Annotated in this window: 21 protein-coding genes and 1 riboswitch; of the genes, 13 read left to right on the forward strand and 8 right to left on the reverse strand. The window is 70.2% G+C overall.

Going from position 1 to position 19,670, the window contains the following annotated elements; all coding sequences use genetic code 11:
* Position 1 precedes the first annotated feature (1 nt).
* The 3 genes from AC1MLT_RS05265 to AC1MLT_RS05275 all read right to left on the reverse strand — a co-directional run bounded on the left by AC1MLT_RS05265 (position 2) and on the right by AC1MLT_RS05275 (position 2,793).
* Positions 2 to 1,015 carry a sulfate ABC transporter substrate-binding protein gene (locus tag AC1MLT_RS05265; RefSeq protein WP_481034215.1) on the reverse strand — a complete coding sequence of 338 codons (1,014 nt, stop codon included), beginning with the start codon at positions 1,013 to 1,015 and terminating at the stop codon, positions 2 to 4.
* A gap of 58 nt (positions 1,016 to 1,073) precedes the next feature.
* On the reverse strand, positions 1,074 to 1,715 hold the full coding sequence (locus tag AC1MLT_RS05270; RefSeq protein ID WP_481034216.1) for a peroxiredoxin: 642 nt from the start codon (positions 1,713 to 1,715) through the stop codon (positions 1,074 to 1,076).
* Between the two features lie 127 nt (positions 1,716 to 1,842).
* Positions 1,843 to 2,793, reverse strand: coding sequence for a LysR family transcriptional regulator (locus AC1MLT_RS05275; RefSeq protein ID WP_481034217.1), 951 nt, complete (start codon positions 2,791 to 2,793; stop codon positions 1,843 to 1,845).
* 112 nt (positions 2,794 to 2,905) lie between these two features.
* Between AC1MLT_RS05275 and AC1MLT_RS05280 the strand changes: the two genes are divergently transcribed.
* Positions 2,906 to 3,532, forward strand: coding sequence for an FMN-dependent NADH-azoreductase (locus AC1MLT_RS05280; RefSeq protein WP_481034218.1), 627 nt, complete (start codon positions 2,906 to 2,908; stop codon positions 3,530 to 3,532).
* A gap of 82 nt (positions 3,533 to 3,614) precedes the next feature.
* On the opposite strand, the gene AC1MLT_RS05285 is transcribed toward AC1MLT_RS05280, so the two are convergent.
* The 3 genes from AC1MLT_RS05285 to AC1MLT_RS05295 all read right to left on the reverse strand — a co-directional run bounded on the left by AC1MLT_RS05285 (position 3,615) and on the right by AC1MLT_RS05295 (position 6,269).
* The gene (locus tag AC1MLT_RS05285; protein ID WP_481034220.1) at positions 3,615 to 4,166 is read right to left on the reverse strand and encodes an NADPH-dependent FMN reductase; all 552 of its coding nucleotides are present in this window, start codon (positions 4,164 to 4,166) and stop codon (positions 3,615 to 3,617) included.
* 38 nt (positions 4,167 to 4,204) lie between these two features.
* A complete protein-coding gene (epsC, locus tag AC1MLT_RS05290) occupies positions 4,205 to 5,140 on the reverse strand; it encodes a serine O-acetyltransferase EpsC (protein ID WP_481034221.1) in 936 nt (311 codons plus the stop codon).
* A 106-nt stretch (positions 5,141 to 5,246) separates the two neighbouring features.
* Complete coding sequence (locus AC1MLT_RS05295) at positions 5,247 to 6,269, reverse strand: sulfate ABC transporter substrate-binding protein (protein ID WP_481034222.1); 1,023 nt, start codon at positions 6,267 to 6,269, stop codon at positions 5,247 to 5,249.
* Between the two features lie 163 nt (positions 6,270 to 6,432).
* Here AC1MLT_RS05295 and AC1MLT_RS05300 point away from each other — a divergent pair, with 163 nt between their 5' ends.
* The 12 genes from AC1MLT_RS05300 to AC1MLT_RS05355 all read left to right on the forward strand — a co-directional run bounded on the left by AC1MLT_RS05300 (position 6,433) and on the right by AC1MLT_RS05355 (position 18,231).
* Positions 6,433 to 6,705, forward strand: coding sequence for an oxidative damage protection protein (locus tag AC1MLT_RS05300; protein WP_429590450.1), 273 nt, complete (start codon positions 6,433 to 6,435; stop codon positions 6,703 to 6,705).
* An 18-nt stretch (positions 6,706 to 6,723) separates the two neighbouring features.
* The gene (locus AC1MLT_RS05305; protein ID WP_481034223.1) at positions 6,724 to 8,859 is read left to right on the forward strand and encodes an FAD-dependent oxidoreductase; all 2,136 of its coding nucleotides are present in this window, start codon (positions 6,724 to 6,726) and stop codon (positions 8,857 to 8,859) included.
* A gap of 161 nt (positions 8,860 to 9,020) precedes the next feature.
* Positions 9,021 to 9,377: a hypothetical protein gene (locus AC1MLT_RS05310; RefSeq protein WP_481034224.1), complete on the forward strand. Its 357-nt coding sequence runs from the start codon at positions 9,021 to 9,023 to the stop codon at positions 9,375 to 9,377.
* Positions 9,378 to 9,471: 94 nt separating this feature from the next.
* A complete protein-coding gene (locus AC1MLT_RS05315; protein WP_481034225.1) occupies positions 9,472 to 10,368 on the forward strand; it encodes a transglutaminase family protein in 897 nt (298 codons plus the stop codon).
* Positions 10,369 to 10,467: 99 nt separating this feature from the next.
* Complete coding sequence (locus AC1MLT_RS05320; RefSeq protein ID WP_481034227.1) at positions 10,468 to 11,208, forward strand: extensin-like domain-containing protein; 741 nt, start codon at positions 10,468 to 10,470, stop codon at positions 11,206 to 11,208.
* 214 nt (positions 11,209 to 11,422) lie between these two features.
* Positions 11,423 to 13,213 carry a nitrite/sulfite reductase gene (locus AC1MLT_RS05325; protein WP_481034228.1) on the forward strand — a complete coding sequence of 597 codons (1,791 nt, stop codon included), beginning with the start codon at positions 11,423 to 11,425 and terminating at the stop codon, positions 13,211 to 13,213.
* A complete protein-coding gene (locus AC1MLT_RS05330; protein ID WP_481034229.1) occupies positions 13,210 to 13,620 on the forward strand; it encodes a DUF934 domain-containing protein in 411 nt (136 codons plus the stop codon). The genes AC1MLT_RS05325 and AC1MLT_RS05330 overlap by 4 nt, the downstream gene beginning before the upstream one ends.
* A 13-nt stretch (positions 13,621 to 13,633) precedes the next feature.
* Positions 13,634 to 14,293 carry a phosphoadenosine phosphosulfate reductase domain-containing protein gene (locus tag AC1MLT_RS05335; RefSeq protein WP_481034230.1) on the forward strand — a complete coding sequence of 220 codons (660 nt, stop codon included), beginning with the start codon at positions 13,634 to 13,636 and terminating at the stop codon, positions 14,291 to 14,293.
* A 73-nt stretch (positions 14,294 to 14,366) separates the two neighbouring features.
* Positions 14,367 to 15,326 carry a sulfate adenylyltransferase subunit CysD gene (cysD, locus tag AC1MLT_RS05340; protein ID WP_481034231.1) on the forward strand — a complete coding sequence of 320 codons (960 nt, stop codon included), beginning with the start codon at positions 14,367 to 14,369 and terminating at the stop codon, positions 15,324 to 15,326.
* A 111-nt stretch (positions 15,327 to 15,437) separates the two neighbouring features.
* Entirely contained in the window at positions 15,438 to 16,766 is a 1,329-nt protein-coding gene (locus tag AC1MLT_RS05345; protein ID WP_481034232.1) for a sulfate adenylyltransferase subunit 1, read from the forward strand.
* A gap of 86 nt (positions 16,767 to 16,852) precedes the next feature.
* Complete coding sequence (gene fdxA, locus AC1MLT_RS05350) at positions 16,853 to 17,182, forward strand: ferredoxin FdxA (protein WP_481034234.1); 330 nt, start codon at positions 16,853 to 16,855, stop codon at positions 17,180 to 17,182.
* Positions 17,183 to 17,184: 2 nt separating this feature from the next.
* The gene (locus AC1MLT_RS05355) at positions 17,185 to 18,231 is read left to right on the forward strand and encodes an NAD(P)/FAD-dependent oxidoreductase (protein WP_481034235.1); all 1,047 of its coding nucleotides are present in this window, start codon (positions 17,185 to 17,187) and stop codon (positions 18,229 to 18,231) included.
* Positions 18,232 to 18,249: 18 nt separating this feature from the next.
* On the opposite strand, the gene AC1MLT_RS05360 is transcribed toward AC1MLT_RS05355, so the two are convergent.
* Together AC1MLT_RS05360 and thiD are read right to left on the reverse strand one after the other, a co-directional pair.
* Positions 18,250 to 18,456, reverse strand: coding sequence for a hypothetical protein (locus AC1MLT_RS05360; RefSeq protein WP_481034236.1), 207 nt, complete (start codon positions 18,454 to 18,456; stop codon positions 18,250 to 18,252).
* A gap of 86 nt (positions 18,457 to 18,542) precedes the next feature.
* A riboswitch (TPP riboswitch) is annotated at positions 18,543 to 18,649 on the forward strand.
* A 156-nt stretch (positions 18,650 to 18,805) separates the two neighbouring features.
* Positions 18,806 to 19,657, reverse strand: a complete 852-nt coding sequence (gene thiD / locus AC1MLT_RS05365; RefSeq protein WP_481034237.1) for a bifunctional hydroxymethylpyrimidine kinase/phosphomethylpyrimidine kinase — start codon at positions 19,655 to 19,657, stop codon at positions 18,806 to 18,808.
* Positions 19,658 to 19,670: the final 13 nt, after the last annotated feature.

Genomic DNA, 19,670 nt, shown 5'->3' on the forward strand with positions numbered 1-19,670 from the left:
CTTACCTGGCGCCGGTGTAGAGCTTGTCGAACTGGCCACCGTCGTTGAAGTGGACCTTCTGCGCCTCGCCGAGGCTGCCGAAGATCTCCTGCACCGTGAACAGCTGCAGCGGCTTGAACGTGGTGGCGTATTTCTTCAGCACGGCGGCCGAGCGCGGGCGCAGCGCGTGCTTGGCCGCGATCTCCTGGCCCTCCTCGGAGTACAGGAAGTCGAGATAGGCCTTGGCGACGGCGCCGGTGCCCTTCTTGGCCACGGTGCGCTCGACGATGGCGACCGGGTTCTCGGCCAGCACGCTGATCGACGGATAGACCGCGTCGACCTTGCCGGCGCCGAACTCGCGGTCGATCGACAGCGACTCGGACTCGAAGGTGATCAGCACGTCGCCGATGTTGCGCTGCAGGAAGATGGTGGTGGCGTCGCGCCCGCCCTTGCCCAGCACCGGCACGTTCTTGTAGAGCTTGCCGACGAACTCCGCCGCCTGCGCGTCGGTGCCGCCCTTCTTCTTCACGTAGCCCCAGGCCGCCAGGTAGGAGTAGCGGCCGTTGCCACCGGTCTTGGGATTCACCACGATCACCTGCACGCCCGGCTTGATCAGGTCGTCCCAGTCCTTGATGCCCTTGGGGTTGCCGTTGCGCACCAGGAAGATCGAGGTCGACAGCGTGGGCGAGGCGTTCTCCGGGAAGCGCTTGGACCAGTCCTTGGCGACGACGCCATTGGTAGCCAGGAAGTCGACGTCGGTGGTGGTGTTGAAGGTGACGACATCGGCATCGAGGCCGTCGTTGACCGCGCGCGCCTGGGCGCTCGAGCCGCCATGGGCCTGGTCGATCTTCACGTCCTTGCCGGTCGCCTTCTTGTAGCTGGCGATGAAGGCGGGATTGATGTCCTTGTAGAACTCGCGCGCCACGTCGTAGGAGGCGTTGAGCAGCGTCGTGGTCTGCGCGAAGGCGCTGCCGGCGCCGAAGCCGGCGGTGGCGAGCGCCACGGCGGCGGCGAAGGTCTTGAATCGGAGGTTCATCGGAATCGGGTGGGATGGGGGGGTGGGGATGGCGCGGCCGGCGGTGCGGATCGGGGGCCTAGCGGTTGGGCTGCGGCGTCACGCGCAGGTAGGGCCGGACGGCCTTGAAGCCCTTGGGGAAACGCTCGGCCAGCTCGGCCGGGTCCTGGATGCTGGGCACGATGACGACGTCGTCGCCGTCCTTCCAGTTGGCCGGCGTCGCGACCTTGTGGCTGTCGGTCAGCTGCAGCGAGTCGATGACGCGCAACAATTCGTCGAAGTTGCGCCCGGTGCTCGCCGGATAGGTCAGCGTGGCGCGGATCTTGTGCTGCGGATCGATCCAGTAGACCGTGCGCACCGTCGCCGTGGTCGAGGCGTTGGGGTGGATCAGGTCGTAGAGCTCGGCGATCCTGCGATCCGGGTCGGCCAGGATCGGGAAGTCGACCGTGGTCGACTGCGTCTCGTCGATGTCGGCGATCCACTCGCGATGCTTGTCCACCGGATCGACGCTGATGGCGATCGGCTTCACGTTGCGCCGGGCGAACTCGCCCGACAGCGCGGCCGTGCGGCCCAGCTCGGTCGTGCACACCGGCGTGAAATCGGCCGGGTGCGAGAACAGCACGACCCAGGAATCGCCGGCCCAATCGTAGAAGTCGATCGTGCCGGTGCTGGATTCCTGCGTGAAATTGGGGGCGGTGTCGCCGATGCGAAGCGTGGCCATGGTGATCCTCTCCTCGGAAGTGGGGCAGCGATTGTCGGAACGATCGCTCAGAAGGGGAACGAATATCTAATTGTTTGGATATTCGGTTTTGTGCATGAAGCGCCCGATGTCGCGCCAGCCGATGCCGTCAGGCCCCGGTGGCGGGCCAGCCGGGCAGCCCGGCCTCGGCCGGCACGTGTGGCGCGTCTCCGTCGAGCTGCTCGGCCAGGAAGTCGATCAGCGCGCGCACCGCCGGCACCAGGGCCCGGCGCGGCGGATACATGGCGTGGACGATGCCCGGTGGCGGTCCCCAGCCCGGCAGCACCTCCACCAGGTCGCCGGCCTTCAGTTCGGCGCGGCACATGTAGTCGGGCAGCATGCCCGCCCCGACGCCCTGCAGGATGGCGCACTTGAGCGTGAGCAGGTCGTCGGCCACGAAGCGCGGCGCGAGGACGATCTCGTGCGTCCGCCCGTCGGGGCTGATCAGCGTGGTGGCGGCGCGGCCCTCGCCGACGCTCATGGCGACCGTGTCGAGCCGCGCCAGGTCCTGCGGGCCCTGCATCGGCGCCTGCTCGCCCAGGCGCCGGGCCTGCATCACCAGCACGCTTCGACTGAGCCCGAAGCGGCGCGCGGCCAGCGTGGCGCTGTCCTCGATCGCCGGGCGCACGCGCAGGGCGAGGTCGAGTCCCTCCTCGACCGGATCGACCGGCCGGTTCATGACCCGCATCTCGATGCGCACCAGCGGATGGCGGCTCATGAACAGCGGCAGCAGCGGCCCGACCGTCGCCTGGGCCAAGGTCACCGGACAGCTCAGGCGGATCAGGCCGCGCGGCTCCGTCTGGATCCGGGCCACGGCCTCGCCGGCGGCGATGGCGGCATCGCGCAGGGCCGTGCAGTGGCCCAGGTAGATCTCGCCGGCCGGCGTCAGCGACAGGCGCCGCGTGCTGCGCTGGAGCAGCTGCACGCCCAGCGCCGCCTCCAGCTCGGCGACGTGGCGCGACAGCCGCGACTTCGGTATGCCGAGTGCGCGGCTGGCCGCCGTGAAGCCGCCGCGCTCGGCGACTTCGGCGAAGAAGACCATGTCGTTGAGGTCCTGCATGGCTTTCATTGTTCCAGGAGAAGAACTGGTTTGCTCATTTTTGTCCCCTTATCCGTTTTTGGTCTCAAAAATAGAATGGTGGTTTCGTCATCACATCCCATGGGAGTCTCCAATGAACCTGCTGCACATCGATTCCAGCGTCCTCGAAGCCCATTCCGTCTCGCGCCAGCTGACGGCCGAGGTGGTCGAAGGATGGCGCCGCGCCCACCCCGACGCCACGGTCGAGTATCTCGACCTGGCCATCGATGCGCCCAGCCACCTGGATGCCCATTCGCTCGGTGCCAAGACCGGCCCGCAGGCCGAGCCGACCGCGCGCCAGGCGCAGGAGAACGCATTGTCCGAACGGCTGGTCAGCCAGTTCCTGGCGGCCGACGTGGTGGTGGTGGGCGCCCCGCTCTACAACTTCTCCATCCCGAGCCAGCTCAAGGCCTGGCTCGACCGGGTGGCGCAGAAGGGCCGCACCTTCAGCTATGGCGCCAGCGGACCGGTCGGCCTGGCCGGTGACAAGACCGTGATCGTGGTGTCGACCCGTGGCGGCATGTACTCGACGACCGAGGGCGGCCGGGCGGCCGAGCACCAGGAGAGCTACCTGAAGGTGATCTTCGGCTTCTTCGGCATCACCGATGTGCGCATCGTGCGCGCCGAGGGCCTGAACATGGGCGACGCGGCCAAGGCGGCGGCGATCGCATCGGCCCGCGAGGAGATCGCGCAGGTGGTGCAGGACCCCGTCGAGGCCTGATGCGGCGCTCCCACGGCGCCTGAATCGAGAAAGCCCGCGACAGCGGGCTTTTCCTCTTGCATGGGCGCGATCGCGTCGCGGCTCAGCCGTTGTGCATCTTGACCCAGGCCACGTACTTGTCGACCCAGGTCTGCAGGAACTTGCGGCTGTCCTCGCCGACATGGCCGCGGTCGTCGAACAGGCCTTCCTTGTTCTGGATGAAGGCTTCGGGCTGGCCGAGCGTCGGCACGTCGAGGTAGGCCAGCACGTTGCGCAGGTGCTGCTGCGCCAGCGCCGTGCCGATGGCGCCGACCGAGACGCCGATCACGCCCGCCGGCTTGCCGCCCCACACGCTCTGGCCGTAGGGCCGCGAGGCATGGTCGATGGCGTTCTTGAGCACGCCGGGGATCGAGCGGTTGTATTCCGGCGTGATGAACAGCAGGCCCTGCGCCGAGGAGATCTCGGTCTTCAGGCGCTGCACGGCCGGCGCGGGATGGCCGTCGTCGTCCTGGTTGTAGAGCGGCAGGTCGCCGATCCCGATGTGCTCGAAGGTGAATTCGCTCGGCGCCAGGTGCGCCAGGGCGAGTCCGAGCTTCCGGTTGAGCGAATCCTGGCGCAGGCTGCCGACGAGGACGGCGATCTTGTAGTGGGTCATGGACGGGTTCTCCGGGGGGGGTGGATGGATGGGGGCCTTCAGACGCGGTCGGCCGGCACGCAGCCCAGGCGCGGCTGGATGCCGTTCTGCAGGCTGGCCTGGGTCAGGCTGGCACCGGCGGGCACGTCGTGCGTGATCCAGACGTTGCCGCCGATGACCGCGCCGCGACCGAGCGTCACGCGACCGAGGATGGTGGCCCCGGCATAGATCACGACGTCGTCCTCGACCACCGGATGGCGTGCCAGACCCTTGCGCAGGACGCCGTCGGCATCGACCGGGAAGCCCTTGGCGCCCAGCGTCACGGCCTGGTAGACGCGCACCCGCTCGCCGATGATGGCGGTCTCGCCGATCACCACGCCCGTGCCGTGGTCGATGAAGAAGCCCGCGCCGATGGCCGCACCCGGATGGATGTCGATGCCGGTCTGCGCATGCGCCAGCTCGGCGACGATGCGCGCCAGCAGCGGCAGGCCCAGCCGGTAGAGGGCATGCGCGAGGCGGTGATGGATCATCGCCAGCACGCCCGGATAGCAAAGCAGCACCTCGTCGACGCTGCGCGCGGCCGGATCGCCCTGGAAGGCGGCCAGCACGTCGCTGTCGAGCAGGCGGCGGATCAGCGGCAGCTCGGCGCCGAAGGCGCGCACGGCCTGCGTGGCCTGGGCATCGACCTGGGGCTCGTCCGCGCCGTGCTGGCGCGCCACGTAGCGCAACTCGAGCCGGGCCTGCGCCTCCAGCCGGGCCAGCGCGGCATCGATGGTGTGGCCGACATAGAAGTCCTCGCTCTCGTGGCGCAGCTCGGGCGGACCCAGGCGCATCGGGAACAGCGCGCCCTTGAGCGCCTCGACGATGTCCTCCAGCGCCTCGCGCGAGGGGAACTCCCGTCCCATGGGTTCGCGGGAACGCTTGCGCGCGTCCCGCCATTCGTGGCGCGCCTCGCGCAACGCGCGCACGATGTCGTCGATCTCGTACTGGGCCATCTGCCTTCCTCGTTGTTCCCGCTCGCCGGCCCGGTGCGGCTGCGATCGCGGGAGAGGAAGTATCCAACAAGGCCGCGGCCGTCGGCGGGCCGCGGCCGGGTCCGCCTTACTTGACGGTGTAGATCTGGTCGAACGAGGCGTTGTCGGCGAAGTGGTCCTTGTCGGCCTTGGCCCAGCCGCCGAAGGCCTGGTCGACCGTGAACAGCGTCAGCTTGGCGAACTGCTTGTCGTACTTGGCCTTGGCCTTGTCCGAAGTCGGCCGGTAGTAGTTGCGCCCGGCGATGTCCTGGCCCTCGTCCGAGTAGAGGTACTTCAGGTATTCCTCGGCCACGGCGCGCGTGCCCTTCTTGTCGACCACCTTGTCGACCACCGCCACCGTGGGCTCGGCCAGGATGCTGACCGAGGGCGTCACGATCTCGTACTTGCCGGCGCCGAATTCCTTCTGCGCCAGGTAGGCCTCGTTCTCCCAGGCCAGCAGCACGTCGCCGACGCCGCGCTGGACGAAGGTGATGGTCGAGCCGCGCGCGCCGGTGTCGAGCACCGGCACGTTCTTGTAGAGGTTGGCGACGAATTCCTTCGCCTTGGCATCGCCGCCGTACTTGCGCTTGGCGAATTCCCAGGCCGCCAGGTAGTTCCAGCGCGCGCCGCCGGAGGTCTTGGGATTGGGGGTGATGACCTGCACGCCGGGCTTGACCAGGTCGTCCCAGTCCTTCAGGCCCTTCGGGTTGCCCTTCTTCACCAGGAACACGATGGTCGAGGTGTAGGGCGCCGAGTTGTGCGGCAGGCGCTTCTGCCAGTCGGCCGGCAGCAGCTTGCCATTGCGGGCCAGCGCATCGACATCGGCCGCCAGCGCCAGCGTCGCGACATCGGCCTCCAGGCCGTCGATGATCGAGCGGGCCTGCTTGCCGGAGCCACCATGCGACTGCCGCACCGCCACGTCCTGGCCGGTCTTGGCCTTCCAGTGCTTGGCGAAGGCCTGGTTGTATTCGACGTAGAGCTCGCGCGTCGGGTCGTACGACACGTTCAGGAGATTGACGGTCTGGGCGAACGACGGCAGCGCCGGCAAGGCCATGCCGCCGGCGACGGCGGCACCGATGGAAAGCTTGATAAAGTCGCGGCGAAGGCTCATGGGTCTGCTCGTCATGGAGGGCATATCGAAGAAGCCGCCGATTCTGGGTCGGTCCCCGCGAACCGGGAACGATTGAATTCTTGGTTCCAAATAACCAGATCGACTAAGGACCGCCACGCGGTCCCCTCATCCCACCCCACACATTCAAGACAGGAAACATCAAATGGCACGCATGGTCCAGTGCATCAAGCTCGGCAAGGAAGCGGAGGGTCTCGACTTCCCGCCCTATCCCGGCGAACTCGGCAAGCGCCTGTGGGAAAGCGTCAGCAAGGAGGCCTGGGCCGCCTGGCTCAAGCAGCAGACCATGCTGGTCAACGAGAACCGCCTGAACCTGGCCGACCAGCGCGCCCGCGAGTACCTCAAGCGCCAGATGGACAAGCATTTCTTCGGCGATGGCGCCGACGCGGTCCAGGGCTACGTCCCGCCGAGCGCCTGAGCGCGCCACGCCCTGCCCTTGCTTTCCGCCGCGCCCTCGTCGACGTCGTCCGGACCGGCCACCGGCGACCCGGCGGCCACCGCCGCGTCGGGCCGCCGATGGCACGACCTGGCGCAGTGGCGCATCCTCGACACCGGCTTCGGCACCGGCGCGCGCTTCCTCGCCGCGTGGCAGGCCTGGCGGGCCGATCCGGGACGTCCGCGACTGCTGCACTACGTCGCCCTGCTGTCGCATCCGCCACCGGCGGCCCTGCTCGACACCACCGGCGATTCGATCCCACCCGCCCTGCGCGCCGCATTGGTCGACCAGTGGCACGGCCTGCTGCCGGGCTTTCACCGCCTCTCCTTCGACGATGCGCATGTCCTGCTGACGCTGTGCATCGGCGCGGTGCGGCCGATGCTGCGCGCGCAGCATTTCGAGGCCGACGAGATCGTCGTCGATGCGACGACGCTGACGGCCGGCGACGCGACGACGACGCCCGAAGCCGGGCCGGATGTCCGGCCTTCGCCTGCGCCACCTGACGATCCGGGCGACCTGGCGAAGGCGTTCGCCCGCTTCGCCCGGATCGGGACCCGCATCACCATCGATGTCGCGGCCGCCGCGAATGTCCCTGCCCTCGCACTGCGCGGGATGCTGGAACGGCAGGGCTTCCGCGTGCGGCCCGACGAGGACGCGGCCCTGCCCGCGCGGGCGACAGCGCCCGCGGGCTGGATCGGTGAATTCGCGCCACCCTGGCAGGTGCGACGGCGCCCGGTCGTGGCGACGGCGCCGCTCGCGGGCGGCGCGACCACGCCCGGCCATTGCGTGGTGGTCGGCGCCGGGCTCGCCGGCGCGGCGGTGGCGGCGAGCCTGGCGCGGCGCGGCTGGCGCGTGACGGTGCTCGATGCCGAGGCGCAGGCCGCGACCGGCGCCTCGGGCGTGCCGGCGGGGGTCTTCGCGCCGCATGTCTCGTCCGACGATGCCCTGCTCTCGCGCCTGACGCGCGCCGGCCTGCGCCTGATGCGCCGCGAGTTGCAGATCCGCCTGCGCGAAGGCGTGGACTGGCACGACGGCGGCGTGCTGGAACGGCGCGCGCCGGGCACCGCCCGCCTGCCCGCCGACTGGCGCGCGGAGGGCCCGAACGAATCCTGGCACGCCACGCCGGAGCGGCTCGCCGCCCACCATCTGCCGGCCGATGTCGATGCCCTCTGGCACACCCGCGCCGGCTGGGCCCGGCCGGACCGGCTGGTGGCGGCCTGGCTCGCGCTGCCGGGCATCACGCTGCGGACGCGGGCCCCGGTGGCGCGCATCGAGCCGGTCGACGATCACGATCCCGACCGGGACAACGACCAGGACCAGGAAGAAAGCGGCGCAGACGGCGATGGCAGCGGAAGCAGCGGCGACGGCGACGGCGACGGCGACGGTGGCAGGCGATCCTCCGTCCCCATGTCGCCCATGCCGCCCGTGGCGGCCGAGCCCGGCGCGACCGCCACGGACGTGCGACACCCCTCGCGCTGGGCCTTGTTCGATGCCGAGGGACGCTGCCTCGTCGCCGATGCCGACCGCGTCGTCGTCGCCGCCGGCGCCGGGACCATCGCCCTGGCGCAAACGCAGCCATTGCAGCGCGTGCGCGGTCAGCTCGCCTGGGGCCGCATCGACCGGGTCCCCGGCCTCGCGGATACCCTGCCGGCCACGGCGCTGAATGGCGATGGCCACCTGGTCGCCCACGTTCCCGACCCGGCGGGCGCGTTCTGGCTCACCGGCGCCACCTTCGACCGCGATCGCGGCGACCGCTCGACCTGCGCGGCGGATGCCGCGGCCAATCTGGCGCGCCTGGCCAGCCTGCATCCGGCGACCCATGCGCTGCTGATGCGGGACCCGTCGCCCACCGATCACCTCCAGGCCTGGGCCGGCGTGCGATGCGCCTCGGCCGACCGCCGGCCGCTGGTCGGGCCGCTGCGCCTCGATGCGCCCTCGGGCCCCTGGTTGTGCACGGCGATGGGCTCGCGCGGCCTCAGCTTCGCGGTGCTGTGCGCCGAGCTGCTGGCCGCGCGCTGGCATGGCGAGCCCCTGCCATTGCCGGCCGCCCTGGCGCAGGCCCTGGACACGGCGCGCACGGCTCGCGTGCCACGCGCGTCCGGCAAGGGTCGCCCGCCCGCCACTCCACGCTCCTGAGACCTGCGGCAGCGATGCCGGACGCCACCGGTAGGACCGCTCCCGCAACCCGAAGCGGCATGCGCCGCGCCCGGGTGGCCCGCGGTTGGCGCCAAGTTCGGATCTTCGCCAAGGCGCCCGCCGGTGCCGGACGCGTTACCGATCCAACCAGGACACCCGTCATGAGCTCTTCCTCTTCTTCCTCCTCCTCTTCCACCCAGCCCCGTCAGGACGAAGGTCCCGACGACACCACGACCGCCGACCAGCGCGTGGCGGACAGCGCGTCGATCGACGCCATCGGCCCGCATGGCGTCGACGAGCCCACGGGCGATGCCGTGCTGGGCGGCGGCGGCCCCGACACGGCGCCGCTGAATTTCGACGACGACGAGATCTATTCGGGCCGGGGCAACAACGTCCGCACCGGTGGCACCACGCATGCCCAGGGTGGCGACAGCGGCCGGCTCGGCCCGCCGGCGGAGCAGCTCTCGGGCTCCAACACGCCGAGCGACCCGGATGCCAAGAAGGACGATCCGGCCTGAATCTTGCAGCGATGGGTGCCACAGGCAGGCGGCGGCGCGCGACCTCGCGCGCCGATGCCGGTCCCGTTCCGGCCGCAGCACCGCACAATCGCCCATGCCCACTCGCTACGACATCGTCCACACGACGCTCTACCGCTACTCGAAGCCGGTCACCTTCGGGGAGCACCGGATCATGTTCCGGCCCCGCGACAGCCATGACCTGCGCGTGCTGGCGACCGACCTGAAGGTCAGCCCCGAAGCCATCGTGCGCATGATCCAGGATCCGCACTCCAACTCGGTGGCCCTGGTGCAGCCACTCGGTGCTTCCACCGAACTGCGACTGGTGTGCTCCTTCACCATCGAGCGCGCCGATGTGATGCAGGACCTGTCGCTGCTCTCGCCCTCGGCGGAATTCCTGCCCTTCGCCTATTCGCTGCAGGACCGCCTGGACCTCGAGCACTACCTGCGGCCGCACCACGACGATCCCGATGGCAAGCTGATCGCCTGGGCGCACCAGTTCTTCGTCCAGGGCGGACCCACGCCCACGCGCGACCTGCTCGCGCGCATGAACCAGCACATCTTCCAGCAGTTCCGCTACGAGGCGCGCGACGAGCAGGGCACGCAGACGCCCCTGCAGACATTGGCGCGCGGCAGTGGCAGTTGCCGCGACTATGCGCTGCTGATGATGGAGGCGGCGCGCCGGCTGGGCGTGGCGACGCGGTTCGTCTCGGGCTATCTCTACGATGCCGCGCTCGACGCCAACGCCATGCCCGGCGGCCTCGCCACGACCGGCGCGGGCGCCACCCATGCCTGGCTGCAGGCCTACCTGCCCGGCGCCGGCTGGGTCGCGTTCGATCCGACCAACAACCTGCTGGGCGGCAACCAGCTCATCCGGGTCGCCGTGGCGCGCGATCCGGCCTTCGCTGCCCCGGTCTCGGGCAGCTGGTTCGGCGAACCCGATGCCTATGTCGGCCTGGAAGCCACCGTGCAGGTGAGTCGGCGCGCCAAGTGACGCGTGGCGTCGGGTCCGCCAGCGGGTGAGTCTCCGTCTCCCGGGCAGGCCCGGCGTTTTCCTTCAGCCACCCCCGCCACCGGGGTCTAGAAGGACGGCATGGTCTCACGCTGCATCACCTTGCTGCTGGTCGTCGCGCTCGCCGCCGCGATCTATGCGGTCCATGTCGGCGCGCTCGTGGTCCCGGCTCGGTTCAATCCCTGGGCGCCGCTCGATGTCGAAGCCGCGCCCGACTGGCTGACCGACATCCGGCTGTCGCGCGCGCGGCGCGATCCGGCGCTGTGCACCGCCGCGCTGGCACGCACCGGCATGCAGTACGACCCCGTGCCCGATCGCGTCACGGGACCGGGCTGCGGCTTCAGCAATGCCGTGCGCCTGCGCACGGCGCCGGTGCGCCTGGGCAATGCGCCGCTGACCCTGAGTTGTCCGATGGCGCTGTCGTTCTACATGTGGGAGCGCCATGCCCTGCAGCCCGCGGCCAAGGCCCGCTATGGCCAACGCATCACCGCCGTCGAGCAGCTCGGCAGCTATGCCTGCCGCAATGTCAACCTGGGCGAGGCGACGGCGGGGACGTCGCGCAGCCGTCACGCGACGGCCGATGCGCTCGACATCTCGGCGCTGGTGCTGGCCGACGGCCGCCGGGTCTCGCTGTCGCGCGACTGGCGTTCCGCCGAGCTCGACGGGCCGGAGGTGGTGTCCGTGCCCACCGCCGCGCTGCTGCTGCGCGACGCGCGTCGCGGGGCGTGCCGCTACTTCGATGGCGTGCTGGGTCCCGACTACAACGCCGCGCACCGCGACCATTTCCATCTCGAGACCGGAGGCTTCGGCATGTGCCGCTGACGCTGGTCCCCGGAGCGCCCGCTTCACGCCGCCGGCAGGGGCTCGACCCGCCTTATCCGAGAATCGGGGGTTTTCGCCCGCCGGCCCGCATGGAGCCTGGCGAATATGCTTATCCGCATAAAGCGTGAATTAGAAAATAGTTTGTTTCCATGAGCGGTGCTTCTACAGTTCCGCCTCTCTTGCCGGGCGTTCGCGCCGCACTCCAAGACCCACGATGTATCAATACACAGACTTCGATCGCCAGTTCGTGCGCCAACGCGCCGACCAGTTCCGCGACCAGCTCGGCCGCTGGCAGACCGGCAAGCTCAGTGAGGAGGAATTCCGCCCGCTGCGCCTGCAGAACGGCTGGTACGTCCAGCGCTATGCGCCGATGCTGCGCGTGGCGGTGCCCTATGGCGAGCTCTCGAGCCGCCAGATCCGCGCGCTCGCCGTCATCGCGCGCGAGTACGACGAGCCCGAGGCCGAGGTCTATCGCACGGCCCTGGAGACGCAGGGCGCGCTGGGCACCGCGACGCTGCCGACGCACTACGCGCACTTCACCACCCGCACCAACGTCCAGTACAACTGGATCCCGCTGTCCAAAAGCGCCGATGTCATGGACCTGCTGGCCAGCGTCGACATGCATGGCATCCAGACCAGCGGCAACTGCATCCGCAACATCACCACCGACGAGCGCGCCGGCATCGCGCAGGACGAGGTGGCCGATCCGCGTCCCTTCGCGGAGATCATGCGGCAGTGGTCGACCCTGCATCCCGAGTTCGCCTTCCTGCCGCGCAAGTTCAAGATCGCCATCACCGGCGCCACCGAGGACCGCGCGGCGACCGACTGGCACGACGTCGGCCTGAAGCTGGTGCGCAACGACGCCGGCGAGCTGGGCTTTCGCGTCGCCGTCGGCGGCGGCATGGGCCGCACGCCGATGATCGGACCGGTGGTGCGCGAGTTCCTGCCCTGGAACCAGATCATGAATTACCTGGAAGCCGTGGTGCGGGTCTACAACCGCTATGGCCGTCGGGACAACAAGTACAAGGCCCGCATCAAGATCCTGGTGAAGGCCGAGGGCCAGAAATACATCGACGACGTCGAGCAGGAATACCGCGAGATCGTCGAGATCGATGGCGGCCCGCACACCATCACGCAGGCCGAGTTCGACCGCGTCGCGGCCAGCTTCGTGCCGCCGGCCCTTGCCGGGCGCCGGGACGCGATGCCCCAGGGCGAGCGCGACGCGCTGCTGCAGCGCCAGAGCGCCGCCAGCGTGCCGTTCGCGCGCTGGCTGGCGCGCAACGTGGCACCGCACCAGGACCCCGGCCTGCGCGCGGTCACGCTGTCCTTCAAGCGCCGCCTGCAGGCGCCGGGCGATGCCTCGGCCGACCAGCTCGACGTGCTGGCCGGCCTGGTCGACCGCTTCTCCGCCGGCGAGGCGCGCGTGACGCACGACCAGAACATCCTGCTGCCCTGGGTCCATGCCGAGGATCTGTTCGAGCTCTGGCAGGCCGCCAGCGACGCCGGCCTGGCGAGCGCCAACGTGCACCTGCTGACCGACATGATCGCCTGCCCCGGCGGCGACTTCTGCGCCCTGGCCAATGCCCGCTCGATCCCGATCGCCGAGGCCATCACCGAGCGCTACCAGGACCTGGACGAACTCGACGACATCGGCGAGATCGACCTGCACATCAGCGGCTGCATCAACTCGTGCGGCCACCACCACAGCGGCCACATCGGCATCCTGGGCGTCGACAAGGACGGCAAGGAGTGGTACCAGGTCACCCTCGGGGGTTCCGATGGCAGCGCGCTGAGCGGCAGGTCGGCCGCAGGCAAGGTCATCGGCCCGTCGTTCTCGGCGCCGGAAGTGCCCGATGTGATCGAGGCCGTGCTCACCACCTACCGCGACACCCGCCTGGCCGGCGAGACCTTCATCAACACCGTGCGGCGCGTCGGACTCGATCCGTTCAAGACCGCCGCCAACGCCGCGCGCTTCGCCGTGGCCGCCCAGGAGAGCGCATCGTGACGCTGAAGCCCATCCGCCTCGTCTCGGCCGAGGAGCATGCCGAGGCCGGCGCATCCGACGACCCGAAGGTCGTGCGCCTGCCCAACGACGCCGATCCCCACACGCTGGCCGACCGGCTCGATGCCATCGAGCGCATCGACCTCGACTTCCCGCAGTTCCACGACGGCCGCGCCTTCAGCCAGGCCTTCCTGCTGCGCCGCCGCCTGGGCTTCAAGGGCGACATCCGCGCCACCGGCGACGTGCTGATCGACCAGCTGGTGCAGATGGAACGCACCGGCTTCACCAGCGCGGCGCTCAAGCCGGGCGTCGACGCGGCCGACGCGCAGCGCCAGTTCGAGCGCTTCCCGGCGTTCTACCAGGGCGACGCGGTGGAGGTCGAGCCGCTGTTCGCGCGCACCGGCGCCTGAGGTCCGAACCGTCATGAACGCCATCACGCAGCAGACCCTCCGCCCGTCCGCCGACGCCTTCGATCTGGCCGAGGTCAACGCCCGGCTCGGTCGCGACGCGCAAGGCCTGGTCGACTGGGGCATCGGCCTGGACCGTCCGGCCATCGTCACCACCAACTTCCGTCCGTTCGAGGCCGTGATCCTGCACCTGGTGACCCGTGCCCGGCCCGACGTGCCCGTGGTGTGGATGGACAACGGCTACAACACCGAGGCCACCTACCGCTTCGCCGACGAGGTGACGCGGCAGCTGGACCTGAACCTGAAGATCTACGTGCCGCGCCGCTCGCGCGCCCACCGCGAGGCCGTCGAGGGCGCCACGCCGGCGCTGGACGACCCGCGCCACGCCGCCTTCACCGAGGAGGTCAAGCTGGAGCCCTTCGCCCGCGCCCTGCGCGAGACGGCGCCGCAGGTCTGGTTCACCGCCCTGCGTGCCACGGACACCGCCGTGCGCGCGCAGATGGACCCGGTCAGCGTCAACCCCGACGGCCTGATCAAGGTCGCGCCGCTGCTGCACTGGACGTCGAAGGATCTCCACGCGTATTGCCAGGCGCATGGCCTGCCCAACAACTTCGACTACGTGGACCCGACCAAGGGCGAGGACAACCGCGAGTGCGGCCTGCACATCGCCCACTGAACCGACGACGTCCCTCCGCCCCGGCCCCCGCGCCCGACCCTGCCTCCCGCCCTCCCATTTCCAGTCCCGATCCATGAACGCCCGCGACGACGCCGAACTGCTCGCCCCCGCCCCGCCCGACGAGGCCAGGGCCCGCCTGTCCAACGCCCACCTCGACGCCCTGGAGGAAGAGGCGATCTTCATCCTGCGCGAGGTCGCCGCCGCCTTCGAGCGCCCGGCGCTGCTGTTCTCGGGTGGCAAGGATTCCCTGGTGCTGCTCAAGTGCGCCGAGAAGGCCTTCGGCACCGGCCGCATCCCCTATCCGCTGCTGATGATCGACACCGGCCACAACTTCCCCGAGGTCACGGATTTCCGCGACTTCCGGGCCCGGGAGCTGGGCGCCGAGCTGATCGTGCGCAGCGTCGAGGACTCGATGCTGCGTGGCACGGTGCGCCTGGCGCACGCCGGCGAATCGCGCAACGCGCACCAGTCGGTGACATTGCTGGAGGCGATCGAGGAATTCCGCTTCGACGCCCTCATCGGCGGCGCCCGCCGCGACGAGGAGAAGGCCCGCGCCAAGGAGCGCATCTTCTCGCACCGCGACGCCTTCGGCCAATGGCAGCCCAAGGACCAGCGCCCCGAGCTCTGGACGCTGTTCAACACGCGCCTGTCGCCGGGCGAGCATTTCCGCGTCTTCCCGATCTCGAACTGGACCGAGCTCGACGTCTGGCAGTACATCGAGCGCGAGTCGATCGCGCTGCCGTCGATCTACTACACGCACCAGCGCCCGGTGGTCGACCGCCGCGGCCTCCTGGTGCCGGTGACGCCGCTGACGCCGCCGCGCGACGGCGAGCAGGTGCAGGTGCGCGACGTGCGCTTCCGCACCGTGGGCGACATCACCACCACCTGCCCGGTGCCCAGCCTGGCGGCCGATGCCGGCGACGTGGTGCTGGAGACGCTGTCGGTCGACGTCAGCGAACGTGGCGCCACGCGGATGGACGACATGACGTCCGAGGCTTCCATGGAGAAGCGCAAGAAGGACGGGTACTTTTAGCTCGCCCCCAGGCTTGCCCGCTGCGCGTGGCAGCGCCCACCCCCTGCCGGGGGCGACACCGGTGGACCGGCGGAGCCGGATCCACGGTGTCTCTTGAATGGAGAAGAACGAATGAATGCCTCGATTGATTCTGGAACGGCCGACGTGGCCCTCGATACCGGCGCGGCCCTGCGCTTCATCACCTGCGGCTCGGTGGACGATGGCAAGAGCACGCTGATCGGGCGGCTGCTGGTGGACAGCAAGACGGTGCTGCAGGACCAGCTCGCGGGCGTGCAGCGCGGTGGCGAGACCGACCTGGCATTGCTGACCGACGGCCTCTCGGCCGAGCGCGAGCAGGGCATCACCATCGATGTCGCCTATCGCTACTTCGCCACCGCCCGGCGCAAGTTCATCATCGGCGACGCGCCGGGCCACGAGCAGTACACGCGCAACATGGTCACGGCGGCATCGAGCGCCGACGCCGCCGTGGTGCTGGTCGACGCCACCAAGCTCAAGTGGGCGGCCGAGGTCGGCGACGGCGCGGTGGTGGCGCGCGAGCTGCTGGCGCAGACCCGCCGCCACACGCTGCTGTGCGGCCTGCTGCGCGTGCAGTCGATCGTGTTCGCGGTCAACAAGCTCGATGCCATCGACGATGCCGCCCTCGCCTTCGAGCGCATCGCGGGCGCGCTCGCCGCCTTCGCCGAGCAGGCCGATGTGCGCATCGAGGCGATCGTCCCGGTGTCGGCCCTCAAGGGCTGGAACGTGGTCACCCGCCACCCCGACTGGGCCGGCTACGACGGCCCCAGCCTGCTCGAGCTGCTCGAGCATCTGCCGGTGACGGTGCCCGACGAGGACGTCCCCTTCGCCTTTCCGGTGCAGTGGGTGGAGAAGTTCTCCGCCTCGGCCGACACCTCGCAGGGCCGGCGCGTGTTCTGGGGCCGCGTCGCCAGCGGCCACGTCGAGCCGGGCCAGCGCGTGACGGTGCTGCCCAGCGGCCAGGGCGCCACCGTGGCGCAGGTGCTCAGCCACACCCGCCAGCCCAGGACCGTGCATGCCGGCCACAGCGCGGGCATCGTGCTCGACCGCGAGGTCGACGTCTCGCGCGGCGACTGGCTGCTGGCACCCGACGCCTTCGAGCCGGTGCGCGAGATCACCGCCACGGTGGCCTGGCTGGACGACGAGCCCCTGGTGCCGGGCCGCGTCTACTGGGCGCTGCAGGGCCACCGCTGGGTCAAGGCCAAGGTGGCGCGCATCGTCGACCGCCTGAACATCAACACGCTCGACGCCGAGCCGGCCGAGCGGCTGGAAGCGAACGCCATCGGCGACATCGTGCTGACCCTGCAGCAGCCGCTGGCGGTGCTGCCCTTCGCGCGCTCGCGCGCGCTGGGCTCGCTGGTGCTGGTGGACACCGCCTCGCACAAGACCGCCGCGGCGGTGTTGGTACAGCCGGCCACGCGCTGAAGAACCCCGGGCCGCGCATCTAAAATGCCCGGCCATCCCGATCCACTTCGCCGCGACCCGCCGGCGACCGACCCCTCCAGATTCCCATGACCCACGTCGTCTCCGAAAACTGCATCCGCTGCAAATACACCGATTGCGTCGACGTGTGCCCGGTGGACTGCTTCCGCGAAGGTCCGAACATGCTCGTGATCGATCCGGACGAATGCATCGACTGCGCGGTGTGCATCCCCGAGTGCCCGGCCAACGCCATCTTCGCGGAAGAGGACCTGCCGGCCGACCAGCTCGCCTTCATCAAGCTCAATGCCGAGCTGGCCCTGGCCGACGGCTGGAAGAGCATCACCAAGCGCAAGGCGGCCCTGCCCGACGCCGACGAGTGGAAGGACAAGCCCAACAAGATCGCGGAACTGGTGCGCTGAGCATGTCCGCGAGTCCGATCGAGACCGACGCGCTGGTCATCGGCGCCGGGCCGGTCGGGCTGTTCCAGGCCTTCCAGCTGGGCCTGCTGGAGATCGGCTGCCACATCGTCGATGCCCTTCCCCACGCGGGCGGCCAGTGCGTCGAGCTCTATGGCGACAAGCCGATCTACGACATCCCCGGCACGCCCGCCACCACCGGGCGCGGCCTGGTCGAGTCGCTGCTGCAGCAGATCGCGCCGTTCGACGTGCCGATGCATCTCGGCCAGCGGGTCGCCACCCTGGCGCGCGAGCCGGATGGCCGCTGGCGCCTGGCGACCGACCAGGGCACCGTGTTCAGGGCCCGCACCGTCTTCATCGCCGCCGGCGTCGGCGCCTTCGTGCCGCGCCGCCTGACCATCGAGGGCATCGGCCGCTTCGAGGGTTCGCGACTGTTCTATCACCCCGATGCCGACACGCTGGCGCGCTTCACCGGCCAGGACGTGGCCGTCAATGGCGGCGGCGACGATGCGCTGCGTACCGCGCTGACGCTGGTCGCCCAGGCCCGCGCGTCCGGGCGGCCGGCCCGTGTCACGCTCGTGCATCGCCGCGACGGCTTCCAGGCCGATGCGGCCCTGGTCGCCGAGGTGCGCGCCGCCATCGCCGCCGGCACGCTCGGCTTCGTCGTCGGCCAGCCGACCGGCCTCGACGACGAGCAGGTCGAGGTCACGCGGCCCGATGACGACATCGTGGCGGCGCCGGTCGCGGCCCTGATCGTCTGCCTGGGCGTCTCGCCGCGCCTGGGCCCGATCGCCGACTGGGGACTGGCACTGGAGCGCAAGCAGGTGCCGGTGGACACCGCGCGCTACGAGACACGCGAGCCGGGCGTCTTCGCCGTCGGCGACATCAACACCTATCCGGGCAAGCGCAAGCTGATCGTCTGCGGCTTCCACGAGGCCACCCTGGCCGCCTGGGGCGCGACCACCCTCGTCTTCCCGGACCGGGCGGTGCCGCTGCAGTACACGACCACCAGCACGCGGCTGCACGAGCTGCTGGGCGTGGCGCCGAACTGACCGCCGGCGCGGCCGCCTTCAGTGGCCCGGCTTGATCAGGTCCATCGCGTCCGAGACGGCTTCCGCGAAGGCGCTTTCGGCATCCTCGTAGACACCGACGCTGACCAGCGTCAGCCGGCCGTTCGGCGAGACGACGTCGATGGCGCCTTCCCACAGGCCGCCGATGGGAGTCAGCCGCGCATGCGGGAAGTAGGTCGAGTCACCCGTGAAGATCACTTCTTTCATGCCCACAGTGTGTGCCTCCCCGCGGCCTGGAACCACGCGATCGTCTCGGCCTGTTCCTAATCTTGTCCTGATCTTGCCTACAATCCACGCCGAGCTAGGGGTGCTGCATCGATCGAGCGATCGACGCGGCTGAGAAAGTCCCTTCGAACCTGATTGAGTTAATCCTCGCGCAGGGAAGCCGGCCCGGTGGCCGTCACGCCGTTCCACAGGTGTGTCGTTCCTTGCATCGTCCACGACGCAAGCCCCGGGCCCCGCCCACCTGCCAGATCCTTTGCGTGGAGCAAAAGAATGGCGACAAGCACCGATCCGAATCCTCCGCAGGCCGGCCCCATCGCCGGCCGCGCGCGCCTCAGGCCGCCCCCGGGAGCCGCCGCATGGGCACGGGCGCGAAGCCGTGGTTGAGCGGCCCGTTGCCCGACCCGGTCGCGACGTCGGCCCCCGCCGCGATGGCGCCGCGCACATAGTCGCGCGCATGGACGACCGCCTCGGGCAAGGCATCGCCGAGCGCCAGCCGCGCCGCGATGGCCGATGCCAGCGTGCAGCCGGTGCCATGCAGGTTGCCGCTGGCGATGCGCGGCGCGGCATGGCGCTGCCGCCGGATGCGGTCGCCATCGGCGATGGCCAGCAGGTCGACCAGCTCGTCGCCGGCCAGGTGGCCGCCCTTGAGCAGCACGGCCGGGGCGCCCAGCGCCAGCAGCGCATCGGCGGTGTCGTCGAAGGCGTCGATGCCGGCGAGCCCCCGGCCCGTCAGCCGCGCCGCCTCGTCGAGGTTGGGCGTGACGAGCGCCACGCGCGCGAACAGCTCCCGCACCATCGTCCCGGCCAGGTCCGCGGCGGCCAGCGCGGTGCCGCTGGTGGCGGCCAGCACCGGATCGAGCACGACATGGGGCAGCGCATAGCGATCGATGGCCCACGCCACCACCTCGACGATCTCCCGGGTGTGCAGCATGCCCAGCTTGACGGCATCGACGCCGATGTCCTCGACCACGGCGCGGATCTGCGCGCGCACCACCTCGGCCGGCACCGGATGGATGGCGGCGACGCCATGCGTGTCCTGCGCCGTGATGGCGGTGATGGCGGTCATGCCATGGCAGCCGAGGGCGGCGAAGGTCTTCAGGTCGGCCTGGATGCCGGCGCCGCCGCCGCTGTCGGAGCCGGCGATGGTCAGCACGCGCGCATAGCGCGAGGGTGTCGGAGTCATGCGGCAAATTATG

This window comes from Variovorax sp. PEI5, from assembly GCF_056679935.1.

What these genes read in the sequence shown, in the direction of transcription:
- AC1MLT_RS05265 (WP_481034215.1), bottom strand. Translation starts at nt 1,015, where the DNA reads ATGAACCTCCGATTCAAGACCTTCGCCGCCGCCGTGGCGCTCGCCACC.
- AC1MLT_RS05270 (WP_481034216.1), bottom strand. Translation starts at nt 1,715, where the DNA reads ATGGCCACGCTTCGCATCGGCGACACCGCCCCCAATTTCACGCAGGAA.
- AC1MLT_RS05275 (WP_481034217.1), bottom strand. Translation starts at nt 2,793, where the DNA reads ATGCAGGACCTCAACGACATGGTCTTCTTCGCCGAAGTCGCCGAGCGC.
- AC1MLT_RS05280 (WP_481034218.1), top strand. Translation starts at nt 2,906, where the DNA reads ATGAACCTGCTGCACATCGATTCCAGCGTCCTCGAAGCCCATTCCGTC.
- AC1MLT_RS05285 (WP_481034220.1), bottom strand. Translation starts at nt 4,166, where the DNA reads ATGACCCACTACAAGATCGCCGTCCTCGTCGGCAGCCTGCGCCAGGAT.
- epsC (WP_481034221.1), bottom strand. Translation starts at nt 5,140, where the DNA reads ATGGCCCAGTACGAGATCGACGACATCGTGCGCGCGTTGCGCGAGGCG.
- AC1MLT_RS05295 (WP_481034222.1), bottom strand. Translation starts at nt 6,269, where the DNA reads ATGAGCCTTCGCCGCGACTTTATCAAGCTTTCCATCGGTGCCGCCGTC.
- AC1MLT_RS05300 (WP_429590450.1), top strand. Translation starts at nt 6,433, where the DNA reads ATGGCACGCATGGTCCAGTGCATCAAGCTCGGCAAGGAAGCGGAGGGT.
- AC1MLT_RS05310 (WP_481034224.1), top strand. Translation starts at nt 9,021, where the DNA reads ATGAGCTCTTCCTCTTCTTCCTCCTCCTCTTCCACCCAGCCCCGTCAG.
- AC1MLT_RS05315 (WP_481034225.1), top strand. Translation starts at nt 9,472, where the DNA reads ATGCCCACTCGCTACGACATCGTCCACACGACGCTCTACCGCTACTCG.
- AC1MLT_RS05320 (WP_481034227.1), top strand. Translation starts at nt 10,468, where the DNA reads ATGGTCTCACGCTGCATCACCTTGCTGCTGGTCGTCGCGCTCGCCGCC.
- AC1MLT_RS05325 (WP_481034228.1), top strand. Translation starts at nt 11,423, where the DNA reads ATGTATCAATACACAGACTTCGATCGCCAGTTCGTGCGCCAACGCGCC.
- AC1MLT_RS05335 (WP_481034230.1), top strand. Translation starts at nt 13,634, where the DNA reads ATGAACGCCATCACGCAGCAGACCCTCCGCCCGTCCGCCGACGCCTTC.
- cysD (WP_481034231.1), top strand. Translation starts at nt 14,367, where the DNA reads ATGAACGCCCGCGACGACGCCGAACTGCTCGCCCCCGCCCCGCCCGAC.
- AC1MLT_RS05345 (WP_481034232.1), top strand. Translation starts at nt 15,438, where the DNA reads ATGAATGCCTCGATTGATTCTGGAACGGCCGACGTGGCCCTCGATACC.
- fdxA (WP_481034234.1), top strand. Translation starts at nt 16,853, where the DNA reads ATGACCCACGTCGTCTCCGAAAACTGCATCCGCTGCAAATACACCGAT.
- AC1MLT_RS05355 (WP_481034235.1), top strand. Translation starts at nt 17,185, where the DNA reads ATGTCCGCGAGTCCGATCGAGACCGACGCGCTGGTCATCGGCGCCGGG.
- AC1MLT_RS05360 (WP_481034236.1), bottom strand. Translation starts at nt 18,456, where the DNA reads ATGAAAGAAGTGATCTTCACGGGTGACTCGACCTACTTCCCGCATGCG.
- thiD (WP_481034237.1), bottom strand. Translation starts at nt 19,657, where the DNA reads ATGACTCCGACACCCTCGCGCTATGCGCGCGTGCTGACCATCGCCGGC.